The sequence below is a fragment of the Nocardia veterana NBRC 100344 genome, assembly GCF_000308855.1.
GTDB classification, from domain to species: Bacteria; Actinomycetota; Actinomycetes; order Mycobacteriales; family Mycobacteriaceae; genus Nocardia; species Nocardia veterana.
In genome coordinates, this window is sequence record NZ_BAGM01000127.1 from 1 (window position 1) to 23446 (window position 23446).

Genomic DNA, 23446 nt, shown 5'->3' on the forward strand with positions numbered 1-23446 from the left:
CTGCCGAACAAGCGCGAACCGGCGCCCCGAGCCGTCCCGGGCCGGGTGGTCCCGGTCGGCAGGGACCGAATGGGCCCGCCGCTCCCGGACTGCCGAGCCCGGGCGGCCCCGGACAGCAGGGGCCCGGCGGGCGACCGGGACCAGGCGGACCGGGACAGCCGGGCCCGGCCGGTCCCGGACAACAGGCAGCGGGCGCCGCGTCCGGCGCGCCGGGCTCGACTCCGGACTCGAAAGGCGCAGCCGCACAAGGCGGTCCGGGTCCGCGGCCCGGCGGCGCGCCGTCGCCGGCCGACACCAAGATGACGAGTCCGGCCATGGCCCAACCGGGCGCGCCGCGGCCGGTGCCGCCGCGCACGATCGCCGCACCGCAACGGGTTCCGGCCGCCGCGGAGTCCGGTTCCGATGCCGCGGCCGAGCCGGGGGCCCCGAACAGTAAGCGCTGGCTCCTGGTGGCCGGCGGCGCGGTCGTGGTGGTCGCCATCGCGATCGTGGCGATCGTCGCGCTGGTCACCGGCGGTTCCGATAATTCGCCGGAGGCTCGGGTCAAGGGCGCGGTCACGGGATACACCAACGCGCTGGCGTCCGGCAACCTGTCCGAACTGCAGGCCGCGACCTGCGGGAAGTTGCACGACTTCTACCAGAACATCGCACCCGATCAGTACGCCGGCGTGCACAAGCTGGCCGTGGATCAGAAGAAGATTCCGAAGGTCGCGAAGGTGGACGCCGTCCAGATCACCGGGGACAAGGCCGTCGCACAGGTCGACGTGTACACCGATTCCGATCCCAGCCGTTCCACGGCGCACACGTTCGATCTCCAGCAGACCGACGGCGGCTGGAAGGTATGCGATCCCGCAGGTGCCGGGCAGTAAGGCACCCCGCGCCGGGGCGTTCGGCGGCCGGATGTCACATTCGGCCGCCGTTCGCGATGAACGTCACAGATACCTGGTCAGCGGTCCGATACGCCGATAGCATGGCTCGGATTGCCCGGCCGACGTCGCACCTCGCTGGGTTTCGCCGGCTTCGGTCGGCGTCGCTATTTACGCAGTAAGAATCGAGCAGGGAGCAAGGGACATGCCGGAGCTGGCACCCGACGCGCCGGCATCCACGGCACTGGCCGGTCGGCACTACCGGGTTCGGGACCGCTACGAAGTGGGCCGGGAGAAGATCCGCGAGTTCGCGCGGGCCGTGCAGAACCACCACCCCGCGCACCACTTCGAACCCGACGCGGCCAAACTCGGGTGGGACGCGGTCATCGCGCCGCCGACCTTCGCCTCGGTGATCGGCATGGCCACCACCCAGGCGCTGCTCGACAGCGTGCTCAGCGACTACGACCTGTCCCAGATCCTGCAGACCGACCAGGTCTTCCACATTCACCGGCCGATCCTGGCCGGCGATGTGCTGACCAGCGAGGCCGAGATCCAATCGATCCGCCGGCTGCGCGGCAACGACTTCATCACGGTGAAGGCCACCGTGATCGACGCCGAGGGCGCGGTGGTCCAGGTCGGTACCACCACCATCGTCGCCCGGCTCGGCGCCGAGGTCGACGCGGATATCGTGCGCCTCGTCGAAGGTGTGGTCATGCACCGCCGGGAGGTCGGCAGCTCGGACCCGGAGGTGTTGATCCCGATCAGCGCCGAGGAGGCGACTCCCGAACCCGCATTCGCCACCTCCCGTGGCGACCGGACCGTCGAAACCCTGCCGCACTTCGAGGATCTCGCCGTCGGTGACCTCCTACCGCCCGCGACGTTGCGACTCACCCGCGGCGACCTGGTCAACTACGCGGGCGTGGCCGGCGACCCGAACCCGATCCACTTCAGCGACCGCGCCGCCGAACTGGCCGGCCTGCCCACCGTCGTCGCACACGGCATGCTGACCATGGGCCTCGGTGCGCAGTACCTGAGCGCCTGGCTCGGCGACCCCAGCGCGATCGAAACCTACAGCGTGCGCTTCTCGGGCTTCGTTCCGGTCGAGGCATCCGCACCGGCGGAACTCGAGTTCTCGGCCAAGGTGAAGGCGCTCGATCCGGAGCGGCAGATCGCGACCGTCCTGCTGACCGCGACCTCCGGCGGGAAGAAGCTCTTCGGACGGGCCCTGGCCGACGTCCAGCTGGCGTGAATCATTGCCGTGGCGGGTCATGGCCACGGCCCGGTCATCGGCGCAGCCGGGCGTGCATCAGATAGACGTTGTAGTCACTCCACGTGCTGATGGTGAAGTAGAGGTCCTCGCCGGTCGACCACGGGTGGATGAATCCGCCGTACAGTTCCGGATACTGCGCGGACACGTGCAGCAGCGGGGAGCTCGGCGACCACTCGCCCTGCGGTGAATTCGATTCACGCACAACGATAGCCGTCTTGGCGGTGTCCAGATAGCTCATCTGCCAGACCCCACGGGCGCTGTCGTAGCGCACCGACAGTTCCCCGGCCGGGCCGTCGACGATCGGTGTCGCGGACGCGGATCCACCGACCGGCGTCCAGGTGCCGTCCCGCCAGTACTGATACGCGCTGGTGTTCAGCACCTGATCCTTCGGCACGCGGGCGAGCCCGACCGAACCCAGGCGGGTGTTCGGGGTGCCGAACACGTACACGTAATCGCCCTGCGGGACCATCGCCGACACCTGGAAATTGGCGAGTCCGAAAATGTTGTCCCAGTGCGCGTGTGGATCCTTGGTCCAGGTTCGGCCGTGATCGTCGGAGTAGGCGATACCGCCGTAGTTGGTGTAGAAGGTGCCGGGGATGCTGTTCCAGGTCCGAATCGACATGTAGCTCATGAACTGCCGGGTGCCGTCGGCCGAACCCGCATGCGGCAGGGTGAAACCCGAGGTCGGAATCGTGGTGATCTCGATATTGTCCTTCTTGCGGCTGGACAGCACCTCGGCGGCGTGGCACCGGTCGTCGGTGATCATGCGATCGATGATCAGGCCCCGGCTCAGGTCGCGATTCGAACTGAAGGCGAGCAGATTGCTGCGCCAGTCCTCACCCATCCCGCCCGGCGGGTGGAAGCCGTGACCCACGGTGTCGCCGAAGGCGGTCGCGATCTCCCCGGGCCCGCTCTCCCACATGATGCCCAGATCGGTGCCGTTGACCTGCCAGCGCTTGTCGGTGCGATTCACCGAATTCGCACCCGTCTCCTTGGCGACCTCCCGGACCTCACCCACGGCGGGAGCCGGTGGTGCGGCCACGCGCGGCGCGGGTTCGGTGGGCGGTTCGGCCCGCGGCGGCGGGGGTGGGCTCGGTTCCGGCGACGGTCCCGGTGGAAGTGCGAAGTAGAACGGTTTCGGCCGCAGCAGTAGTTCGGGCACGCCCAGCCGGTTGAGCAGGTTCGGTTCCGGCGCCGGGGCGTCGGTGAGATCGGGGCACGGACTCGTGCACGGATCCATCGGCAGTTCCATGCTCGTGCGGGTCGGCGCGGCCGGCGGCGGATCCTGGTCGACGGTCACCACCGGGTACGGAATCGGCACCTCCAGCGTCTTGGGAATCACCGATTCGTGTACCGGCACCGGATCGGTGGCGCACGGTCCGGCACCGGGAACCGTTGTCGCCGAACCTCTTCCGGGAGCGGCATCGGCCGGCGAGCCCGGCCACCCGGTCATCAGTCCGGCACCCAGCACCATCACACCGACCGCGGCCGGCACGCGTACACGCATAAGAAACCCCTCGCGGAACCGATCGAGCACCCGGGCCCGAGACCTCACCTCGCGGACCTCACCCGCGCCGACCCTACCGGGGGACGTCGGCGCAACGAGGGTTATCCGCCCACCTCGCGCGTCTATTCGGTGTCGGCCTCGAAACTCAATACGGTCGAACCGATCCGGATCAACTCGCCGCCGAAGAGCACGGCGCCACTGTCGACCACCTCGTCGTCGACGTAGATGCCGTTGGCGGAGGCGAGATCCTTGATCAGCATTCCGGCCCGGCTGGGCAGGACGTGGGCGTGGTACCGGCTCACCTTCGGATCGTCGAGGATCAGATCGTTGTCGGTCATCCGGCCGATCTTCACCCCGCCCTTGGCAATCGGGAACACCCGGCCGTCCGGCAACCGCAACCGCCCGGTCCGCGCGCTGCGCGGGGCCTCGGTGACGGTTTCGGTCATCGCCTTCGCCATCCGCTCGACCTGAGCGATGGCAACGGTGTCGATCGGTTCCTGCCGCAGGACCCGCTTCTCCAGTTCCACCAGCGCCGGACCCGGATCGATGCCGAGTTCGTCGGCGAGGACGGCCCGCACGCGCCGGCAGGCGTCCAGCGCGTCGGCCTGTCGTCCGGACAGATACAGCGCGGTGATCAGCTGCACCCACAGCGGCTCGCGCATCGGATGCGCGGTGGTCATCGACACCAGTTCACCGACCACGGAAGAAGCGCGCCCGCAGGCGATTTCGGCGTCGATGCGGGCGGAGGCGACGAGCAGCCGCTCCTCGTCCATCGCGGTGGCGAAGGTATCGGCGAAGCGGCTGCCGGAAAGATCGTCGAGCGCCTTACCGCTCCACTGCTCCAGGGCGGCACCGAACAACCGCGACGCGGTCTCGTGATCACCGGCCGCGGCGGCCTCACTCGCGGCCTTACGGGTGGCTTCGAACCGGCCCAGATCGCATTCGGAATCGGCGATCTCGAGTCGATAGCCGGAGGCTTCGGTACGCAGCACCGCGGCCGGATCGACACCCGAATTACGCAGCGCCTTGCGGATATTGGAGACGAAGACCTGCAGGCTCGCCTGATACGAATCCGGCGGATCCTCGTTCCAGACGATATCGGCCAGTGCCGGAGACGACACCGCACGCCGCCGGTTGACCGCCAGCGCGGCCAGCAGCGCACGGGGTTTGGGCCCACCCACGGCTACCGGGACACCGCCGACCGACAGCTGCACGGGTCCGAGCACCCGGACATCCACACCGTCTGACACCTCTACCCGCCTAGCGCTCAACGCTGCCCGCCGGGGTCACAGGATACTCGTGACCCCGGCCGACAGGCACCCGAACCGGTCAGGCGCTGACCGACTTACCCGCCGAGCGCAGGTCGTTGCAGGCCTCGACAACCCGCTCGGCCATCGAGGTCTCGGCCTTCTTCAGGTAGCTGCGGGGGTCGTAGGTCTTCTTGTTGCCGACCTCGCCGTCCACCTTGAGCACACCGTCGTAGTTGGTGAACATGTGCGCGGCCACCGGGCGAGTGAACGCGTACTGGGTGTCGGTGTCGACGTTCATCTTCACCACGCCGTACTTCAGCGAGTCCTCGATCTCGGACTTCAGCGAACCGGAGCCGCCGTGGAAGACGAAGTCGAACGGCTTGGCGCCCTCGGGCAGCCCCAGCTTGGCGGCGGCCACCCGCTGCCCCTCGGCGAGCACCTCCGGACGCAGCTTCACGTTGCCCGGCTTGTAGACGCCGTGCACGTTGCCGAAGGTCGCGGCGAGCAGGTACTTACCGTTCTCACCGGCACCGAGGGCCTCGATGGTCTTCTCGAAGTCCTGCGGGGAGGTGTAGAGCTTCTCGTTGATGGCGTTCTCGACGCCGTCCTCCTCACCGCCGACCACGCCGATCTCGACCTCGAGGATGATGTTCGCCGCGGCCGTCTGCTTCAGCAGCTCCTTGGCGATCTCGAGGTTCTCGTCGATCGGGATCGCCGAACCGTCCCACATGTGGGACTGGAACAGCGGGTTCTGCCCGGCCTTGACCCGCTCGGCGGAGATGGCCAGCAGCGGCCGCACGAAACCGTCCAGCTTGTCCTTCGGGCAGTGGTCGGTGTGCAGTGCGATCGTGACGTCGTACTTGGCTGCCACCACATGGGCGAACTCCGCCAGGGCGACCGCGCCGGTGACCATATCCTTCACACCCTGGCCGGACCCGAATTCGGCACCACCCGTGGAGAACTGGATGATGCCGTCACTGCCCGCCTCGGCGAACCCGCGGATGGCCGCGTTGATCGTCTCCGACGAGGTGCAGTTGATCGCGGGAAAGGCGAAGGAGTTCTCTTTGGCCCGACCGAGCATCTCGGCGTAGACCTCCGGAGTCGCGATGGGCACGTCAGGGACCTCCGTATGTGTGCTGCGAACAACAATTCTGTCAGCCAATACCCTAAGTTCACGGCCCGTTGCCGCGAAAGGCGGGATGCGATCGGGGGCCCGGCCGCGGGCGCTGCTCACCGATACGTCACGCGCGCGCCGACCTCGGGCGCCTGGCGGGAAACCCGGTTGACCGAAATTCGCCAGCTCCTGAGAGGTTCCCGTGAGGTTCGGTGAGATCGCACCGTGACCGGTACTGTGGGGCCCGTGACCATGCTGGCCATCACCGACACGCTCGCCGACGGATTCTCCGTCCACAAGCTGCTCGACCCCATGTATCTGCTGACCGATACGTGGATGGCGAATGCAGTGTTGCCGGCGATTCTGGTCATCGTCTTCATCGAGACCGGGCTGCTGTTCCCGATCCTCCCGGGCGATTCGCTGCTGTTCACGGGTGGTCTGCTGGCAGCGACGGACCATCCGCCGGTATCGATCTGGGTGCTGCTGCCGGCGGTCGCCGTCACCGCGATCGCGGGTGACCAGTGCGCCTACTGGATCGGGCGGGCGATCGGTCCCGCGCTGTTCCACAAGCAGGACGGGCGCTTCTTCAAACAGCGCTACATCACCGAGACGCACGCGTTCTTCGAGAAGTACGGGCCGAAGACCATCATCCTGGCGCGATTCGTGCCGGTGGTGCGCACCTTCATGCCGGTGCTCGCGGGTGTGTCGAAGATGGATTACCGCAAGTTCCTGACCTTCGACATCGTCGGCGGCGTCCTGTGGGGTGGCGGGGTCACGATCCTCGGATACTTCCTGGGCAACGTGTCCTTCATCCGCGACCACATCGAGGCCATCTTCCTGCTGATCGTGTTCGTCTCGATTCTGCCCGCCATCATTTCGGTGGTGAAGAAGTTGCGTAACCACGAGCCGGTGCTCGAGATCGAGGAGCCCGAGATGTCCGTACCGACGAACGAACCCACGCACTGACACCATTGCCTGCTACGCCGCTACCCCTTGCACTGGGCGGATTCGATCCGCTGCAGTCCGCCGGGCCGGCACTCGTCTGGACCGTTGTCCTGGTCTTCGTCTTCCTCGAGTGCGCGGTGATCATCGGCCTGTTCCTGCCCGGCGATTCCATGCTGCTCACCGCGGGCATCATCTTCGCCTCCCACGAGACCGGCCATACCCAGGTGTGGGGCCTGGTGGTGGCCACCATGATCGCGGCCATCGCCGGTAATCAGGTGGGCTATGTGATCGGGGCTAGAACCGGCCATCACCTGATCGCCCGCAAGAACGGCAAATACGTCAATACCGAGAATCTCGCGCGGGTCTCCGATCTGCTGCACCGGCACGGCTTCGCGGCCGTGCTGATCGCGCGCTGGATCCCATGGGTGCGCACGCTGTGCCCGATGGTGGCCGGGGCGGCCGGTATGGATCATCGCCGCTACACGATCGCCAGTTCGATCGGCGCGGTGATCTGGGCGCCGATCCTGCTGCTGCTCGGCTATTACACCGGCGGCTACCTGAACAAGGTGTCCTGGCTGATGCCGACGGTGAGCGGCTCGCTGGTGATCGTTCTGATCGTGGGCACGATCATCGGTGTGCGCCAGTACCGGGCGGAGATGTCGCGCCCGGCCGAGGACTTCGACGTCGAGCTGGAATGCGCGGTGGCGGCCGAGGACCATGCCGACACCGTGCCGCTGCGCACGATCCGTCCGGAGCGCCGGGCCACGGTAGCGCCGGCGCCACCGCGCATCGCCTGGACCGAACCGCGGCACTGAGTGCCGGTCAGAGCCCCGCGGCCGTCACCACGTGCGCGGCTTCCATCAGCATCCAGCCCGACAGCTGAACCGACAGGTCGCGTTCCGGGGTGCGTGAGGAGGTCACCGAGCCGCCGCCGGTGGCCCGGCCCGCACCGGCAGTGCCGTTCGGCAGGCGTGCGGGTTCGGCCCAGTCGTGGCCGAACAGCGGTTCCCCCTCGACCGCGAGGCGATGCTCCCACGCGGCCCGGGCCGAGGCCTTCACGATGGTCGCCGCGGATCGGCGCGCCATCCGCTGCGCGGCATCGGACCCCGGCAGCATGATCGCGACCAGCGCGAGATAGCGCGCCAGGATGCCGTTGAACAGGCCCCCGTCACCGCCCCCGCCGCCGGTGACGACGGCGCGCACCGTCATATGCTCCTCGACCGCGCGCAGCAGCCGCTGCACCCGCTCCAGGTGACGAACCTCACCGGTGTGCACCGCCAGTTCGGTTTCCAGGGCCAGTACGACACCCTGGCAATAGGTGAAGGTGGGCCGTTCGATCCGGCCGCCGGGCAGATGGATGCCGTCGAGGATCAGTCCGGTGTCCGGATCCCGGAGCGTGCTGTCGATCCAGTCCGCGATCCGGGCCGCGCGCTCGTGATGGCCCAGCCGGGCCAGGGCGATGGCCGCGGGTCCGTTGGCGGGGGCGTTGAAGTAGTCGTCACCCTTGCGCCAGGGCACGGCTCCGATCTCCGGTTGCCAGCCGGTGAGCAGCTGCTGTTCCAGCGCGATCAGCCCGCCACGCACCTCGGTGATCGACTGCGTGCGCTCGGCGCGCTCCAAAGCGATTGCGAGCCAAGCCATATCGTCGTAGTAGTTGTTGGTCCACCCGGTGATGTTGCGCAGCCGGTGGGTGCGGGCGAGGGTGGCGATGCGAGCGATTCGGGCCGGTGTCGGCGCACGGTTGGCGGCATCGATCGCACAGTCGACGAGATGGGCCTGCCACCAGTAGTGCCAGGTGCAGAACAGTCGCTCGGCCCGGGTCGCCGGCCAGCCGACCACACCGAGCTCGGTGCCCGGGAGCAGCCACAGCCGGCGGAGATGCCGTGAGACCACGGCCGATTCGGCCGCATCCGCTCGTCGGGCCCAGGTCTCGGCGTCCGGTTCGGCAGCGGAATCGACTCGAGCGCGCCCCCGCCGCAGATGCGGACGCGGTTGCACGTCGTCGCTCCGCGAGTTCATGGGTACATCGTGCCAGTCCCAGCCCGGATTTCGCGCCCGATTTGTTACGCGATCGACTCGTGTTCGCGATATGCCGCTACGTTCCGGACTCGCCGTTCGGTTCCACGGCTACCGGCAGCCGGGCCGCCCGGTCGAAACGCCCGGCGAGAGTACGGCACCGGTCCCGGAACGCAGGCGGTTCCTCGACGACGAAATCGGCATCGAGGAAGGCGAGGTTGAGCACGAGCCATTCGAACGAATCCACCCAGGTGGTGATCCGGCACCGGTCCGGGCCGTGCGACTCGATATCGCAATCCTGGAATTTCAGGATGTCGGCGACGGCGGCCGCGGGCGCGGCGACCGTCACGACCGCGCGATGGCGCCCGGCGGTGAGTTCGCGCCGCAGATATCCCGCCGCCGTCTCGGCCGGCAGTGGGCGCGGCTCGAAACGGGTTCCCGGGCAGTCGAGTTCGGAGATCCGGTCGAGGCGGAACGTGCGCCAGTCCCGTCGGTCGCGGTCCCAGGCCAGCAGATACCAGCGCAGATGCTGATACACCTGCCGGTACGGCTCGACCCGCCGCCGCGTGCCGACGCCGGCGCGGGTGCGGTAGTCGAAGCTGATGTGCTCGTGGTCGGCAGCCGCCCGCGCCACCCGGGCCAAGACCGTCGCATCGACCGCGGGCGTTGCCACCGCCGCCGTTTCCACCGTCGCCCGGACCGCATTCGCCCGGCCGCGCAACCGCTTCGGCAAGAGCTGGTCGATCTTGCCGAAGGCGCGCAGAGCGGCGGCGCCGATATCGGTGGGCCGCTGGGTTTCTGCCGGATGCTGCGGTTCGGCGCCGCGCCCGGCCGCGGGTGCGCCGGACACACCCGCGGGCGGCTCCGAGGTCGCGGCGAGCATCCCGAGCGCGACGACGGTGGCCACGGCCTCGTCGTCGTCGAAGACCAGCGGCGGCAGCGTGCGGCCCGCGGTGAGCTGATAGAAGCCGCCCGGGCCCGGCTGGGTGGTCACCGGATATCCGAATTCCCGCAGCCGCTGCACATCGCGGCGGACCGTGCGGGGCGTGGTGTCCAAGCGGGCGGCCAGTTCGGCACCGCTGAAGCGGCGGCCGGTCTGCAGATGGGCGAGCAGATCGAGTAGTCGGCCCGTGGCACTCATGAGCTCATTCTCCGCGAAATGCGGACGAAAGTTGTCCACATCTATCCCTAGCGTCGAGATATGGCTTCCATCCGCATTCGCGCAGCGCGTACCAACAACCTTCGAGCTGTGGATATAGATGTGCCGCGACGGCAGCTGGTGGTCTTCGCCGGGGTATCCGGATCCGGCAAGTCGTCGCTGGTCTTCGACACCATCGCGGCCGAGGCCGGGTACCAGGTGAACGAAACCTATCCGCCGTTCGTGCGCAATCGGTTACCGCGCCGGCAGCGGCCCGATGTGGATCTGATCGACGGGCTCTCCCCGGTGGTGGTGATCGACCAGAAACGGCTGGGCGGCAACGCCCGCTCCACGGTCGGCACCAGCACCGACGCCTACACCTATCTGCGGCTGCTGTTCTCCCGAATCTCCCACCCGCTGGTCGGCGAATCGAACCACTTCTCCTTCAACGACCCGGCCGGAATGTGCCCGGGCTGCGCGGGATTGGGCGAAACCCTGGTCACCGACGTGGATCAACTGGTCGATCTCGAGCTGTCGCTGGCCCAGGGCGCGATCCGGATGCCGGGGTTCGCGATCGGACAGTACTGGTACCGCCGCTATGCCGACCTGGACGCATTCGATCCGACCGTGCCGCTGCGGGACTGGACCCCCGAGCAACGAACGGCACTGCTGTTCGGCGGGGCCGCCGCCGAGGCGCTGCGCCCGCGCCCACCGAAGGACTACGAGGGCGTGGTGGAACTGTTCGAGCGGATATACCTGCACACCTCCGACACCCTCTCCGAGCGCAAACAGGCCGTCCTGCAACGGTTCACCCGTTCCGGAACGTGCCCGGACTGCGACGGGCAGCGGCTGAATCCGGCGGCGCGCTCGGCGCGCGTGCTCGATCGCACCATCGTCGAGATGAGCCGGATGGAGATCACCGAGCTGGCCGAGCTGATCACCGAAGTGCGGGTGCCCGAGGTGGTTTCGGTGGTGTCGGCGCTGCACGAGCGGTTGGTCGCGCTGACCCGGATCGGCCTGGGTTATCTGTCGCTGGATCGCCCGACGACCACCCTGTCCGGCGGTGAATCGCAGCGGATCAAGACGGTCCGGCATCTAGGTAGCAGCCTCACCGAAATGCTGTATGTCTTCGACGAACCCACGGTCGGCCTGCATCCACACGATGTGGCGCCGATGACCGAGTTGTTGAAAACGTTGCGGGACAAGGGCAACACCGTGCTGGTCGTGGAACACGACCCGGATGTGCTGCGGGTCGCCGACCACATCGTCGAGATCGGGCCGGGCGCCGGAGCCGAGGGCGGACGCGTCGTCTTCACCGGTGGATTCGACGAATTGGCGGTGGCGGACACCCCCACCGGTCACGCGCTGCGGACCAGGCGTACCGGTCGCACCCCGCGGGAGCCCACCGGGAAGCTGCGCATCGAGCACGCCACGCGCAACAACCTGCGCGATCTCTCGGTCGATATCGCGACCGGTGTGCTGACCGTCCTCACCGGAGTCGCCGGATCGGGTAAGTCCAGCCTGGCCGCGGAGCTGGTGGAACGGCATCCGGCCACCGTTGTGGACCAACGGCCGGTCGGGATCAATCGCCGGTCGACACCGCTGACCTACGCCGGAATCGCCGGTGCGGTGCGCACCCTGTTCGCGCAGCGGCACGGGGTGAGCGCGGCGCTGTTCAGCGCGAATTCCGAGGGCGGCTGTCCGGCCTGTCAGGGCACCGGCGTGATCTACACGGATCTGGCGTTCATGGAGGGACAGGAATCCGTGTGCTCGGCGTGCGGCGGTCGCCGATTCACCGACCAGGTCCTGGGTTACACGGTCGATGGTTTGAGCATCGCCGATGTCGACGAGCTGACCGTGGCCGAGGCCCCTACCCGGTTACCGGCTCCGGCTATCGCCCGCGCGCTGCGTCATCTCGACGAGGTCGGCCTCGGCTATCTGCGCCTCGGCCAATCGTTGAGCACGCTGTCGGGCGGGGAATGCCAACGGCTGAAGATCGCCAAGGAACTCGCGCGCGGCGACGGGCACACCCTCTACGTCCTCGACGAACCGACGACCGGTCTGCATCTGCGCGATATCGACACCCTGATCCACCTGTTCGACCATCTGATCGACCGCGGCAACACCGTCGTCGTGATCGAGCACAACCTCGACGTCATCCGGTCCGCCGACCGGGTGATCGATCTCGGCCCCGGACCCGGTCGCCACGGCGGCCGCATCGTCTTCGCGGGCACACCGGCCGAACTGATGCGCTGCCGGGAGTCGAAAACGGGGGCTGCCCTACGGGATTCGCGATAACTCACCAGGCCTTGTCGAGATCCGCGTAGCGAGCGATCCAGGCGTGCATGGCGATGCCCGCGGCCACCCCCGCGTTGATGCTGCGGGTCGAACCGAACTGGGCGATCGACACGGTCATCGCCGCCGCCTGTTTCGCGGCCTCGGTGACACCCGGGCCCTCCTGGCCGAACAGCAGCAGGCATCGGCGCGGCAGCACGGCGGTCTCCAACGGCACCGAGCCCGGCACATTGTCGACCGCCACTACGGTGAGGTCCGCCCACTCCGCGAACGCCAGCAGTTCCCCGATATCGCTGTGATGGACGATGTGCTGGTAGCGGTCGGTCACCATCGCGCCGCGACGGTTCCACCGGCGGCGGCCGACGATGTGCACCGCCGCCGCGGCGAAGGCGTTGGCGGTCCGCACGACCGTGCCGATATTGGCGTCGTGCCCGAAATTCTCGATCGCGATGTGGAACGGGTGCCGGCGAGCATCGATATCGGCGACGATCGCCTCGCGCGTCCAATACCGGTACGCGTCGACGACATTGCGGCGATCGCCGTGCGCCAGCAGTTCGGGATCGAGTCGTGGATCGTCCGGCGGTTCGGTGCCGAACTCCGCCCGCCACGGCCCGACCCCGTGCGGATGCTCGCCCCATTCGGTCGGCCCGGGCTGGTCGTCCGGCGGATCGGGTATCGGCTGGGGCGGCTGATTCACGGGCGTCATCGTAGCGACGCGCCGATGCGTGCCGGTCGGTGCGCGGGGCGGGTAGCGTCGGTCGACGATGGTGGTGCTGTCCACACCGTCGATTCGCCGGTCTGCTCCCTCGTTCCGCAGCCGGGCGCCGACCAGCATGGAAGCTATGACCGAGACCTACGTCGAACCGACGCTCGTACTCGACCGCCCGGACCCGCGGCCGACCGCCGGCTCGGTGCTGCGGGCGATCCTGCGTGCGCCGTTCGAGGCGCGGACCTGGAAAGAGCTGGCCTATGTGATCATCGCGGCGGTGCTGGGCTGCGCGCTGCTGGCCTACCTGTTCGCCGGCTACGGCGTCGCGCTCTACGCCTCGATCGTGCTGGTCGGCATTCCGGTGCTCGCCGGTGTGCTGCTCGGCGGCCGAATCTGGGGCCGCGTCTATCGCGCGCTGGGAGCGGCACTGCTGAGCGCCGACCTCCCGGCCCCACCCGATTTCGATCCGCGGCCGGGGCTGCTCGGCTGGTTCCGCAGCGCCTTCAGCGATCGCACCGCGTGGCGGGCGCTGGCGTTCCTGGTAGCGGAGGCGGTGCTCGGGGTCTTCGTCGGCTATGTGGTGCTGGTCCTGATCGCGATGACCGTCTTCACGGCCGTCTCGCCGATTCCGTGGGCACTCTTCCATCCGATCAATGTGGATTCCGCAGGGCGCGAACATCATTCGCTGGCCCAGTTCGGCGACTTCTACATCGAAACCTGGCCGCGGGTGCTGGGGCTGGCGGCGCTGGGGATCATCGGCTGCTTCGTACTGCCGTGGATCGTGCGCGGCCTGTGCTGGGTACATCGCGGCTTGATGCTGGTGCTGCTGACGCCCACCGCCCGGGATCGGCGGATGGTCGAACTACAGGAGAGTCGCCGGGTCGCGGTCGAGGATTCCGCCGCCACCCTGCGCCGGCTGGAACGGGACCTGCACGACGGTACCCAGGCGCGGTTGGTGAGTATCGCCATGACACTGGGCCGGGCCGAGCAGCGACTCGCCGAGGGAGGCGATGCCGCGTCCCTCATCGCCGACGCTCGCGCGAGCTCCAAGGAGGCCCTCGCCGAACTGCGGGAGTTGGTGCGCGGCATTCATCCGCCGGCGCTCGAGCTCGGATTGGAACCGGCGTTGGAGACGCTGACCGCACGCTGCGCGGTGCCGGTCGAGCTGCGGGTGCATCTGCCGCAGCGGCCCAGCCCGGCGATCGAGGCGATCGCCTACTTCACGGTCGCCGAGCTGCTCACGAATGTGGTGAAACACTCCGGTGCGAGCGCGGCCTGGGTTTCGGTGGCGCCGTCGGGGCCGTCGACGATGATGGTGAGCGTGCGCGACAACGGTCACGGCGGGGTGCGGCAGCCCGGGACGGCGGGCCAGGTTGAATCGGCGGCCGCGGAGCCGACCCGGCCGGTCGGGGGCGGTCTCACCGGCCTGGCGGCGCGAGCCCGTGCCGTCGACGGCAGCCTGACCGTCGACAGTCCGGCCGGCGGTCCGACCGTCGTCACCGTCACCCTGCCGATCGCGGGGCCGCAGTGACCGCCGCACTGCGGATCGTGATCGCCGAGGACAGCGCGATCCTGCGGGACGGATTGGCCGGGCTGCTGACCGATCGCGGCCACGAGATCGTCGCGATGGTCGGCGATGCGGTCCGACTGACCGATATCGTCGCCGAGACCCGCCCGGATGTCGCGGTCGTCGACGTGCGGATGCCGCCCTCGTTCACCGACGAAGGTCTGCTCGCGGCCATCGAATTGCGCCGCAAGTTCCCCGAGACCGGCGTGCTGGTGTTCTCCCAGTGGGTCGAAACCCGCTATGCCACCGAACTTCTCGCGGCCGGGGCGGGCGGGGTCGGCTACCTGCTGAAGGACCGGGTCGCGGATGTGCGCGAATTCGTCGATGCCCTGCAGCGGGTGGCGACCGGCGGCACCGCGCTCGACCCGGAAGTGGTGAGCCAATTGTTCGGCGCTGCCCGGCAACAGGATTCGCTGTCCCGCCTCACCCCGCGCGAACGTGAGGTCCTCGAGCTGATGGCCCAGGGCCTCACCAACGCCGCCATCGCCGCGGCCCTCACCGTGACCGAACGGGCGGTGGAGAAGCACATCGGCAACATCTTCCTGAAGCTCGACCTACCGCCCTCGGACACTCATCACCGCAGGGTGATGGCGGTGCTGCGGCTGCGGGGCTGAATGTCCGCGCGGCGAGGCAACTTTCGTCGGTGTGCGGCATGCGGGGGTCGACCCGGCTCCGAGCAGAGCCGATGGGAGATCTGTAGTCGGAAGCGAAGGCGCACCGGGTCGAGCCCCCCTGTCCGCCGTCCGGGGATACCTCGGCTGAGCCACGGAATCCCTGTCACCGGAAGGCGTTACGGTCTCCCCGCAACGGAAACAACGCGCGATGGAGACGACGATGGCTCGCACGACACCGCCCCGACCCGTGGATGTGGAGAAGCTCTTCCCTGAGCTGGTACCGCTGCGTCGTACGGCGATACGTCTCCACCCCCGCGCCGGTACCCCGTTTCCGGGGGAGAGCTCGGTCGGCGGGCCGCTGATGTGGCCGGCCGAGGAGCCGTGGCCCACCTGCCCGTGCACCAGCCACCCGCAGGGCTGGAACCGGCCGGCGACGGATGGCCCCGTGCCGTTGGTCAGCGTTGCGCAGATCCACCGGCGGGACGTGCCACAGCTGGCCTTTCCCGACGGATGTGACCTGCTTCAGGTGCTCTGGTGCCCGTTCATCGTCGACGGGTGTACCGCTGCGACACCGCGGGTCTATTGGCGCAGTGCGGAGTCGATCGAATGGATTCTCGAAGCGACGCCGCCGACCGTGAGCACCGCACCGAAGGACAGCATCCCGGACCCCTGCGTCCTTCATCCCGAGCCGGTGATCGAGTATCCGAGCTGGGACATGCCGGATGATCTGCACGCTGCGCTGCGAGAACGCATGGCGGAGATGGAGGCCCGGACCGGCTGGATGTACCACTACCACCTGTCCGACGCGCCGGGGATCAAGCTCGGCGGGTTCCCGGGCTGGACCCAGGAGCCCTGGTGGCCGGAGTGCCCGGGTTGCGGGCAGGCGATGGAGCACTTGCTGACGGTGAGCAGTTGGGAGTACGACGGCGAATCCTGGCGAAGCTGGCTCCCGGTCGAGGACCGCGACAGCGAGACGGGACACGAGCGCAGGGATTCCGCCGGCAATCGTGCCGCACACAATCCGGCAGGCGTGATGTTCGGTGATGCCGGCGGGGTCTACATCTTCCAGTGCGCCGCGTGTCCCGACCGACCTGTGGACCATCGCTGGGACTGCTCCTGAACCAGGCCGGCCGGCTGTATCCGGCCTGGCGGCCGACGGCGAGTGTGGTGCAGATTGCCCTCGAGCGCGTCGAGCGTCTTCTCGACGCCCCTATTCGCAGGCGATTCCGTCGTTGTCGCGGTCCAGGTGCGGCGCGTAACCGGGGTCGCCGCGATGCAGTGGTGCCACACCGGCACGGCGGGCTTCGGTGCAGTTCTTGTAGTACACGCCGGGTTGCTGAGGCGGGGCGCTGCGCTCCGGGGCCGGGGCCGCGGGCCGGGACTGGGCGGCAGGGGGTGCAGCGGGCGCGGGGGCGGCCGGCGCGGGGGCGACGATCGCGGGACAGAACTGGGACGAACCCGCACCGCACAGCGCATCGGTGATCGGATCGGCCGCGGCGGCGGGAGCGAGGGCGGCGCAGGCGGCCGCCGCGACGGCGACGGTCCAGGTACCGAGAACTTTGGGCGAACGCAACGAGCGCGACATGACGGGAGCTTTCTGACGACGGGTGACAGCACGAAACAGTCACCGGTGGAAGTGGTTACGCAGCACCGAAATCCGGATCGGTCGTCACTCCCCCCGACAGGAGCGGCTGCGGGTTCACCATAGCAAGCTCGAAGGACAATCTCGAGCAAATGCCGGAAAAAATTCCTCCATAAGAGGAGGGTCCCACTCAGCGGACGGTCCGGCCGGTCCGGGAGAAACCGGGCCGAGCGCGAGTGCCGTTTCGGACGAATCGGATCGGTATCGGTGCCGCCGAGCAGGGTTGCGGCCGGGTATTCCGGCTTTATCCTGGAGGTATCCGCGGGGTGGTGGAGGCGGCTATGGACCACGCACGCATTCTTCGTACCGTGCTCGGCGTGACAGTCGGGTACGTGATCGTGCTCGGTGTGTGGCTGGGGTGGGTGCATCAGCACACCCCGCCGGGGACCGAGCCGTACCAGATCATGGCGCTGGTCGGCGCGTTCGGCTCCTGCGTCGGGATCGGGATGATGTTCGCGCAGCGGCCGTCCCGATCGGATCGCCGGCTGTTGCGGCACGGCCTCGAGGGGTGGGCGACCATCGAGGGCGTGCACCCGCTGCACCACACCGACCACCACACGGAAATGACCGAACTCGATCTGGAGCTGACAGTCCCCGGCTCGGAAACCTACCGGGGCACCGTGGTTTTCGATGTGGCGCCCATCGACCGGCCGAGAATGCATGTCGGCGAGACGATTTCGATCCGGGTCGATCCGGCCGACCGCGACCGCATCATGCTGTGCCTGTGAGCGCCCTACGCCGGCCGGTCGAATCGCGTCGGCGCGGTCAGCAGGTACTGGGCGCCGGCGTACGTGGCGAGGATGACGGCTTCGCTCGCGCGCCGGGTCCGGGCGGTACTGGCGAACAGGCGGCGCAGCACGATCAGTCCGTCGGAGACGGTGAACAGCAGGGCGCCCAGAGCCAGCCTGCTACGGGGATCACGGCCCGGAAGGACCGTTCCCGCAACGACTTCCGCGCCCGGTGCCAGCGCCGGATCGGATGCCAGGGTCGCGGCGGTGCCGAGTGTGGCGCCGTAGGCCGTCAACGGTCCGGCGATGCGAGGCGCTCGCGCGCGCAGCAGCGCGGCGGCACCCGCCCAGGCGAGGACCCGAGGCAGCGCCACCGCGGTCCGCGGCCGCGCGCCCCGACGCCACCACAGCACCGCATATCCGGACTGCATCACCGCGAAAGCGGAGGCACCGGCGATCAGCCGCCGGTCGTCGTCCGGATCGATCAACAGCACATCGCCGACGGTTGCGGCCGCCAATGAGCCCAGCAGCAGCATCTGGTCGGCCTGGGGCAGCGCATCCCGATCGGGTTCCGCACCGCTCGCGATCCCGGCAGCCGCGTCGGCCCGGACGGCCTGCACCGAATCGGCAGCCAACAGCGGCATCAACAGCGGTTTGGCCGCCCACTGCCAGCGGTCGCGTCCGGTCGCCGCGCCGAAGACAGTCAGTGCTGCCGCGCCGAGGTAGGCGATCCGAAACGGTCGCACAGAGGACCTCCTCAGTCGTCCGCGGCCACCGGCGAGCGGAACGTCACGCTCTCAGAAACTGGGCTCGATCGGCTTGGGCGGCAGGGTGACGACCTGTCCGGCATAGCTGAGTCCCGCACCGAAGCCGAGCAGCAGGGCCAGCTGACCGCCCTTCGCCTTGCCGGTCACCAGCATCTCCTCCATCGCCAGCGGAATCGACGCGGCCGAGGTGTTGCCGGTGTTCTCGATATCGTTGGCCATCGGGATGTCGTCGGCCAGGCCCAGATTCTTCTTCATCAATTCGTTGATCCGGGCATTGGCCTGATGCGGCACGAAGACCTCGATATCCTCCTTGGCGACCCCCGACATCTCCAGCGCGGTCGACAGTGCGCGCGGCAGAGTCACTGCCGCCCAACGGAATACGCGGGGTCCCTCCATACGCAGTGACATCCGGCCCACCGGCTCGACGGCGGGGTCGGTGCCCTGCAGGGCCTGGGCCTTGTTCATGAATTCGAGGAAGTCGACGTCCTGGGAGATCGCCTCGGCACTCTCGCCGTCACTCCCCCACACCGTCGGGGAGATGCCGTTCTGTTCACTGGGCCCGACCACGACCGCGCCCGCGCCGTCGCCGAAGATCATCGCCGTGCCGCGGTCGGTCGGATCCAGCCCGACCGTCATCGTCTCGGCGCCGATCACCAGTACGTATTCGGCGGAGCCGGCCCGGATCAGATCGGCGGCGACGCCGAGCGCGTAACCGAAGCCACCGCAGCCGGAGGTCAGGTCGAAGGCCGGAATGCCGTTCATGCCCAGGTCGTAGGCGATGGAGGGGGCGCCGTGCGGGGTCAGCTTCAGCCAGCTGGAGGTCGCCAGGATGAGCGTGTTGATCTTGGCGCGGTCGATACCACTGTTGACGATCGCGCGTTCGCCGGCGGCCACCGACATAGTGCGCAGGGTTTCGTCCCCACTGATCCACCGGCGATTGCGAATGCCGGTACGCTCGAAAATCCACTCCGGTGTGGAATCGAGGACCTCGCAGACATCCGCGTTGCTGACCACGCGTTCCGGCCGGTAGGCGCCGATGCCGAGCATCGCAACGTTTCTGCGACCCTCATTTACTGCAATGCTCACCACTGGCGACTCACTCGACCCTTCACACTGTCGGACACAAGACCAGCGTCCAGGCTAACCCAGGCCCAAAAGTCAGCCCAGAGCCAGATCCTTCAGACCGAGGATCGAGCGGTACTCCAGTCCCTCGGCGGCAATGACCTGGTCGGCGCCGGTCTCGCGGTCGACGACCGTGGCCACCCCGACCACCGTGGCGCCCGCCTCGCGCAGGGCCCGCACCGCCGTCAGCGGGCTGTTGCCGGTGGTCGTGGTGTCCTCCACCACCAGCACCCGTTTGCCGGAAATGTCCGGACCTTCGATCTGCCGCTGCATCCCGTGCGTCTTGGCGGCCTTGCGGACGACGAAGGCGTCCAGCGGGCGGCCCGGCGCGTGCAGCATGGCCAGCGCGACCGGGTCGGCGCCCATGGTGAGACCACCGACGGCGTCGAAATCCCAGTCCGACACCAACTCTCGCAACAGCTTGCCGATCAGCGGCGCGGCCTGATGCTGCAGGGTCGCCCGGCGCAGATCGACGTAGTAGTCGGCCTCCTTACCGGAGGACAGCGTCACCCGGCCGTGTACGACGGCGAGCTCACGGACCAGCTCGGCCAATCTGTCTCGGTCGGTGGTGGATTCGATCATGTGGGTTTATGTCCTTCCCCGTGCGTTGAACATGCCTCGGTTGAGTCGCGTCACCAGGTTGCGCGGGATCAGTCCGGCGGCCGTGGTGAGCGCCTTGTACTGCACCCCGGGCACACTGATCACCCGGTCCTTCTCCAGATCCTGCAGCGAACCGGACACCACCTGATCGACGTCGAGCCACAGGGGCTTCGGCAGCGAACTCATCTCGATTCCGGCGCGCTCGTGGAATTCGGTATGCACGAATCCCGGGCACAGCGCCTGCACCCGGACCCCGGTCCCGGCCAGACCGCCGGCCAGCCCCTCGGTCAAGGATATGACGTAGGCCTTGGACGCCGAATAGGTCGATCCCCGGCCCGGCACCAGACCGGCCACGCTGGCGACGTTGACCACCGAGCCCTTGGCGGCGGCGATCATCGGCGGCAACGCTGCGCGAGTCAATTGCAGCACCGCGGTCACATTGACATCCAACTGGGCCTGCAATTGCTGCGGCTCGACGGTCCAGAATTCCCCGGAGATACCGAAGCCGGCGTTGTTGACCAGGAAGTCGACGCCCGCGCTGAGCCGTTCGGCGACCTTATCCCGGTCCTGCGCGCGCGCCAGATCGGCGGGCAGCACCTCGCTGCGGGTCCCGAAGCGACGCTGCAGTTCGGCGGCCAATTCGGTCAGGCGCTGTTCATTACGGGCGACCAGCACCAGGTCGTAGCCGAGCGAGGCGAGCCGGGTCGCATAACCCTGACCGATTCCGGAGGTCGGGCCGGTCACGAGCGCGACCGGACGGGTGGAACCGGGCAGCCTGCGAGTCGCCGAGTCGTCGGACGCCGGGGTGGAGCTATCGGTCATGGGTCGTCAACCACCTAATGTCGGGCGGATAATCCCGGTGCCCGGACATCGGCTCGCGAACCTGACCGGTCACCGTGGTGCGGGGCCCTGATAGGGACGGAACCCCGGATGGAACGGGCCGCCCGGACGGGGCGGCAGCTCGTCCTCGGCCTGCTTGTCGTCGAAATCCTCGGCGTCGGAATCGGGTTCCTCACCCTCGGGATACTCCTCGGCGGGCGGCCAGTTGCGCCGAACCCGATTACGCGGATCCGGGACCACCGCGAGCGCCGGGCGGCGGGGCGGGTTCGGCTCGGCGTCGGCCGCGATATCACCGGCCGGCGGGACGATCGCGCCGGGCTCCCGATCGGCGGCGGAGCGGTCGACGGGTTCGCGCCCGTCGGCGGCGCCACGGCGGCCATCGGCCTCGTCCGCCGGTGGAGTCCGCGGTTCGGCATCCCGGTCGGGCGCGGATTCCATTGGGGGGCGGACGTTTTCGGTGGGCTCGCGGCGCGGGTCCGCGAAACGGTCGTCCTCGAAGCGCTCGTCCTCGAAACGCTCGTCGGGGAAGTTCCCGTCCCGGAAGTCGTCGTCGAAATCGTCGTCGTCGAAGCGCTCGTACCGCCCGCGGTTCTCGCGATCGTCGGCGGTGAAATCGTCGAAGTGCGGGGTCGAGCGGGCCGGGATCACGGCCTGATAGCGGTCGTCGTAGCCCGGAGCGGCGGGCGGGGCGGCACCGGGGTGCGGGCGGGGGCGACCCGGATCGTGCAGATCCGCTTCGACACCCCGGCCGCGATCGCCACCGGCCACCGGCGGCAGCACGTGCAGCAGGCCCGAGAGTCGCAGCACGGAGTCGATCGCGGCCTCCCAATCCTTGGCGCCCGTTCCGACCGGCAGCATGCCCAGCGTCCAGTTGCCCTCACTCCACAACTGCTGCACCGGCTGCGGCAGTGTTTCGATGAAGTGCACCATGCGCTGGTCCACGGCGTGCCGGGCGACGTCCGGATTGGTCGCGAACACGACCCGATCACCGATCGCGCCGAGCAGTTCCAGATCGGCGTCCTTGGGCGGGGAGGCGGTCTTGAGGCGCAGGTCGATATCGATATCGGAGCCGATCTGGCGACGCACCGCGACGAGCGTCGCCGCGTCCTCCAGATCGAACAGCACGAACTTCTCGCCCTTGCGGTTACCGGAGACCACATCGATCGCGGACAGGTACCCCAGTTTGGCCATCGCGCCCCGACGCCACGTCGATGCCAGCGAAGGTTCGACCGAAACGTAGGTGTACCCCTGGGATTTGGCCCAGACCTGCCGTACGTGTCCGGTCCGCTGCCGCTGCACGCGATCGAAATACAGCAGTACGATCGCACCCACCAGTGCGATCGCCGCGAGGCCGAACCAGATTGCTGCTGTCATCGCCCCCGAGTCTAGATGGTGGGGGCTGTTATATGGCCTTCGCTTCGCTCCGGCGGGTTCTCGGCCCCCGATGCCTCGATTTCGCACTCCTCGGCTGGGTCGCTCCGGAACCGAGACGGGCCGAGAACGAGCAGGGTGCGCGTCGCGCGCACGCGCAGATGCGTCACCCTTGCGAGCGCGTGCTTCGTCTATCGCGGCAGTTGGGTGCTGATGATGATCTTCGCCTTGATCGAACCGTCCGGGTTCTTGTCCCCCTGGACGACGACCATATCGCCTTGATGCAGGTCGGAGACCTTTCCGGAGCCCATCGAGATGATCTGGGTGTCGGCGTCGGTGTGCACGGTGACCGAATTGCCGAGCAATGATTGGAGCACGAGGGTCGTGCCGTCGTTGGTGGTGACGGTGCCCATGGTGGCGCCGATGCCGTCGATATCGCCGAGGCCCGGCAGCTGCGGCAGGCTGGGCCGAGTGCCGTTGCTCGGGTTCGGCGGGACGACCGGAACCCGAGTCGGGGCCGGACGGCTGGTGCCGGCCGCCGAGGTCGAGGAGGAGTCGTTGCCGGCGAGCAGCAGCCCGGCGGCGATGCCGCCGAGGACGACCAGCACGAAGACCGCAGCGGTCAAGGCGATCCACAGCCCGGTGCGGCGGCGCCGTGGCGGCTCGACCGGCAGGCCGGTCGGGCCGACCGCGTGCTGGGTGCCCGGCCCGGAACCGTATGGGGGATATCCGCCGGTCTCACCGTAACCGGGCTCGTAGGCACCCCATTGACTGTCGTACGGCGGCAGTTCCCGGGTGGCGTTCGGGCCGGGCGGTTGTTCGAAGAACTCGCCCTGATATTCGGGGTGCGCCGGGAATTCGTAGGCGGCGGTGGGCTCGTACGGTCCGGGATGACCGTAGGGGCGCGTGCTCTCGTACGGCTCGGGGCCGCGACCATAGGCTTCCGAGTATTCCTTCGTGTGCGTCGGCGTTTCGTCCGGGTTCCGGCCCGATCCGCCGAGCTTCTCGGTCGGCGTATCGGGCGAATCCGGCCGCTGCGCCCACGGGTCGCTCGGATTCGTCATGCTCACCAGGGTAGGTGCAGA

At 68.5% G+C, this 23446-nt stretch carries 22 protein-coding genes; 9 read left to right on the forward strand and 13 right to left on the reverse strand.

All coding sequences use genetic code 11. From position 1 onward, the window contains the following. Positions 1-299 precede the first annotated feature (299 nt). Together ON37_RS24675 and ON37_RS24680 are read left to right on the forward strand one after the other, a co-directional pair. The gene (locus tag ON37_RS24675; protein WP_169332990.1) at positions 300-869 is read left to right on the forward strand and encodes an Rv0361 family membrane protein; all 570 of its coding nucleotides are present in this window, start codon (positions 300-302) and stop codon (positions 867-869) included. A gap of 202 nt (positions 870-1071) precedes the next feature. Continuing rightward, the gene (locus tag ON37_RS24680; RefSeq protein WP_040722697.1) at positions 1072-2115 is read left to right on the forward strand and encodes a fused (3R)-hydroxyacyl-ACP dehydratase subunits HadA/HadB; all 1044 of its coding nucleotides are present in this window, start codon (positions 1072-1074) and stop codon (positions 2113-2115) included. A 34-nt stretch (positions 2116-2149) separates the two neighbouring features. Here ON37_RS24680 and ON37_RS24685 read toward each other — a convergent pair whose 3' ends face one another. The 3 genes from ON37_RS24685 to fbaA form a co-directional block, all read right to left on the reverse strand. Further along, complete coding sequence (locus ON37_RS24685; RefSeq protein WP_040722698.1) at positions 2150-3643, reverse strand: glycoside hydrolase family 183 protein; 1494 nt, start codon at positions 3641-3643, stop codon at positions 2150-2152. A gap of 122 nt (positions 3644-3765) precedes the next feature. Further along, entirely contained in the window at positions 3766-4893 is a 1128-nt protein-coding gene (locus ON37_RS24690) for a BTAD domain-containing putative transcriptional regulator (protein WP_040722699.1), read from the reverse strand. Between the two features lie 79 nt (positions 4894-4972). Beyond that, a complete protein-coding gene (fbaA, locus tag ON37_RS24695; protein ID WP_040722700.1) occupies positions 4973-6007 on the reverse strand; it encodes a class II fructose-bisphosphate aldolase in 1035 nt (344 codons plus the stop codon). 252 nt (positions 6008-6259) lie between these two features. On the opposite strand from fbaA, the gene ON37_RS24700 reads away from it, so the two are divergent. Both ON37_RS24700 and ON37_RS24705 read left to right on the forward strand, forming a co-directional pair. Continuing rightward, positions 6260-6973 carry a DedA family protein gene (locus tag ON37_RS24700; RefSeq protein WP_051032003.1) on the forward strand — a complete coding sequence of 238 codons (714 nt, stop codon included), beginning with the start codon at positions 6260-6262 and terminating at the stop codon, positions 6971-6973. Further along, positions 6970-7767: a DedA family protein gene (locus ON37_RS24705; RefSeq protein ID WP_373282082.1), complete on the forward strand. Its 798-nt coding sequence runs from the start codon at positions 6970-6972 to the stop codon at positions 7765-7767. The genes ON37_RS24700 and ON37_RS24705 overlap by 4 nt, the downstream gene beginning before the upstream one ends. A gap of 7 nt (positions 7768-7774) precedes the next feature. Here the strand turns inward: ON37_RS24705 and ON37_RS24710 are convergent, their stop codons facing one another. After that, on the reverse strand, positions 7775-8971 hold the full coding sequence (locus ON37_RS24710) for a glycoside hydrolase family 76 protein (protein WP_040722701.1): 1197 nt from the start codon (positions 8969-8971) through the stop codon (positions 7775-7777). A gap of 76 nt (positions 8972-9047) precedes the next feature. Next, a complete protein-coding gene (locus ON37_RS24715) occupies positions 9048-10109 on the reverse strand; it encodes a helix-turn-helix transcriptional regulator (RefSeq protein ID WP_051032005.1) in 1062 nt (353 codons plus the stop codon). A gap of 60 nt (positions 10110-10169) precedes the next feature. Here ON37_RS24715 and ON37_RS24720 point away from each other — a divergent pair, with 60 nt between their 5' ends. Next, positions 10170-12404, forward strand: a complete 2235-nt coding sequence (locus ON37_RS24720; protein ID WP_040722702.1) for an ATP-binding cassette domain-containing protein — start codon at positions 10170-10172, stop codon at positions 12402-12404. Between the two features lies 1 nt (position 12405). Here ON37_RS24720 and ON37_RS24725 read toward each other — a convergent pair whose 3' ends face one another. Further along, positions 12406-13107, reverse strand: coding sequence for a TrmH family RNA methyltransferase (locus ON37_RS24725; RefSeq protein ID WP_051032006.1), 702 nt, complete (start codon positions 13105-13107; stop codon positions 12406-12408). A 136-nt stretch (positions 13108-13243) separates the two neighbouring features. On the opposite strand from ON37_RS24725, the gene ON37_RS24730 reads away from it, so the two are divergent. The 3 genes from ON37_RS24730 (at position 13244) to ON37_RS24740 (ending at position 16411) form a co-directional block, all read left to right on the forward strand. Next, a complete protein-coding gene (locus ON37_RS24730) occupies positions 13244-14641 on the forward strand; it encodes a sensor histidine kinase (protein WP_245553436.1) in 1398 nt (465 codons plus the stop codon). Next, positions 14638-15291, forward strand: coding sequence for a LuxR C-terminal-related transcriptional regulator (locus ON37_RS24735; protein WP_245553438.1), 654 nt, complete (start codon positions 14638-14640; stop codon positions 15289-15291). The genes ON37_RS24730 and ON37_RS24735 overlap by 4 nt, the downstream gene beginning before the upstream one ends. A gap of 220 nt (positions 15292-15511) precedes the next feature. After that, entirely contained in the window at positions 15512-16411 is a 900-nt protein-coding gene (locus ON37_RS24740) for a YwqG family protein (protein ID WP_040722722.1), read from the forward strand. Positions 16412-16501: 90 nt separating this feature from the next. On the opposite strand, the gene ON37_RS24745 is transcribed toward ON37_RS24740, so the two are convergent. Then, positions 16502-16876, reverse strand: coding sequence for an excalibur calcium-binding domain-containing protein (locus ON37_RS24745; protein WP_040722705.1), 375 nt, complete (start codon positions 16874-16876; stop codon positions 16502-16504). 338 nt (positions 16877-17214) lie between these two features. Between ON37_RS24745 and ON37_RS24750 the strand changes: the two genes are divergently transcribed. After that, positions 17215-17661: a DUF3592 domain-containing protein gene (locus ON37_RS24750; RefSeq protein WP_040722723.1), complete on the forward strand. Its 447-nt coding sequence runs from the start codon at positions 17215-17217 to the stop codon at positions 17659-17661. A 5-nt stretch (positions 17662-17666) separates the two neighbouring features. Here the strand turns inward: ON37_RS24750 and ON37_RS24755 are convergent, their stop codons facing one another. From ON37_RS24755 to ON37_RS24785, 6 genes are all read right to left on the reverse strand, one after another. After that, positions 17667-18407, reverse strand: coding sequence for a lysoplasmalogenase family protein (locus ON37_RS24755; RefSeq protein WP_040722706.1), 741 nt, complete (start codon positions 18405-18407; stop codon positions 17667-17669). Positions 18408-18458: 51 nt separating this feature from the next. Then, positions 18459-19517 (reverse strand): beta-ketoacyl-ACP synthase III, encoded by a 1059-nt coding sequence (locus ON37_RS24760; RefSeq protein ID WP_040722707.1) that lies wholly within the window; start codon positions 19515-19517, stop codon positions 18459-18461. A 69-nt stretch (positions 19518-19586) separates the two neighbouring features. Continuing rightward, positions 19587-20132, reverse strand: coding sequence for an orotate phosphoribosyltransferase (pyrE, locus tag ON37_RS24765; RefSeq protein ID WP_040722708.1), 546 nt, complete (start codon positions 20130-20132; stop codon positions 19587-19589). Positions 20133-20138: 6 nt separating this feature from the next. Then, positions 20139-20972, reverse strand: a complete 834-nt coding sequence (locus ON37_RS24770) for an SDR family NAD(P)-dependent oxidoreductase (RefSeq protein WP_040722709.1) — start codon at positions 20970-20972, stop codon at positions 20139-20141. Between the two features lie 69 nt (positions 20973-21041). Continuing rightward, positions 21042-22364 (reverse strand): TtfA family protein, encoded by a 1323-nt coding sequence (locus tag ON37_RS31170; protein WP_051032002.1) that lies wholly within the window; start codon positions 22362-22364, stop codon positions 21042-21044. Positions 22365-22552: 188 nt separating this feature from the next. After that, complete coding sequence (locus ON37_RS24785) at positions 22553-23425, reverse strand: DUF5666 domain-containing protein (protein ID WP_040722711.1); 873 nt, start codon at positions 23423-23425, stop codon at positions 22553-22555. Between the last annotated feature and the right edge of the window lie 21 nt (positions 23426-23446).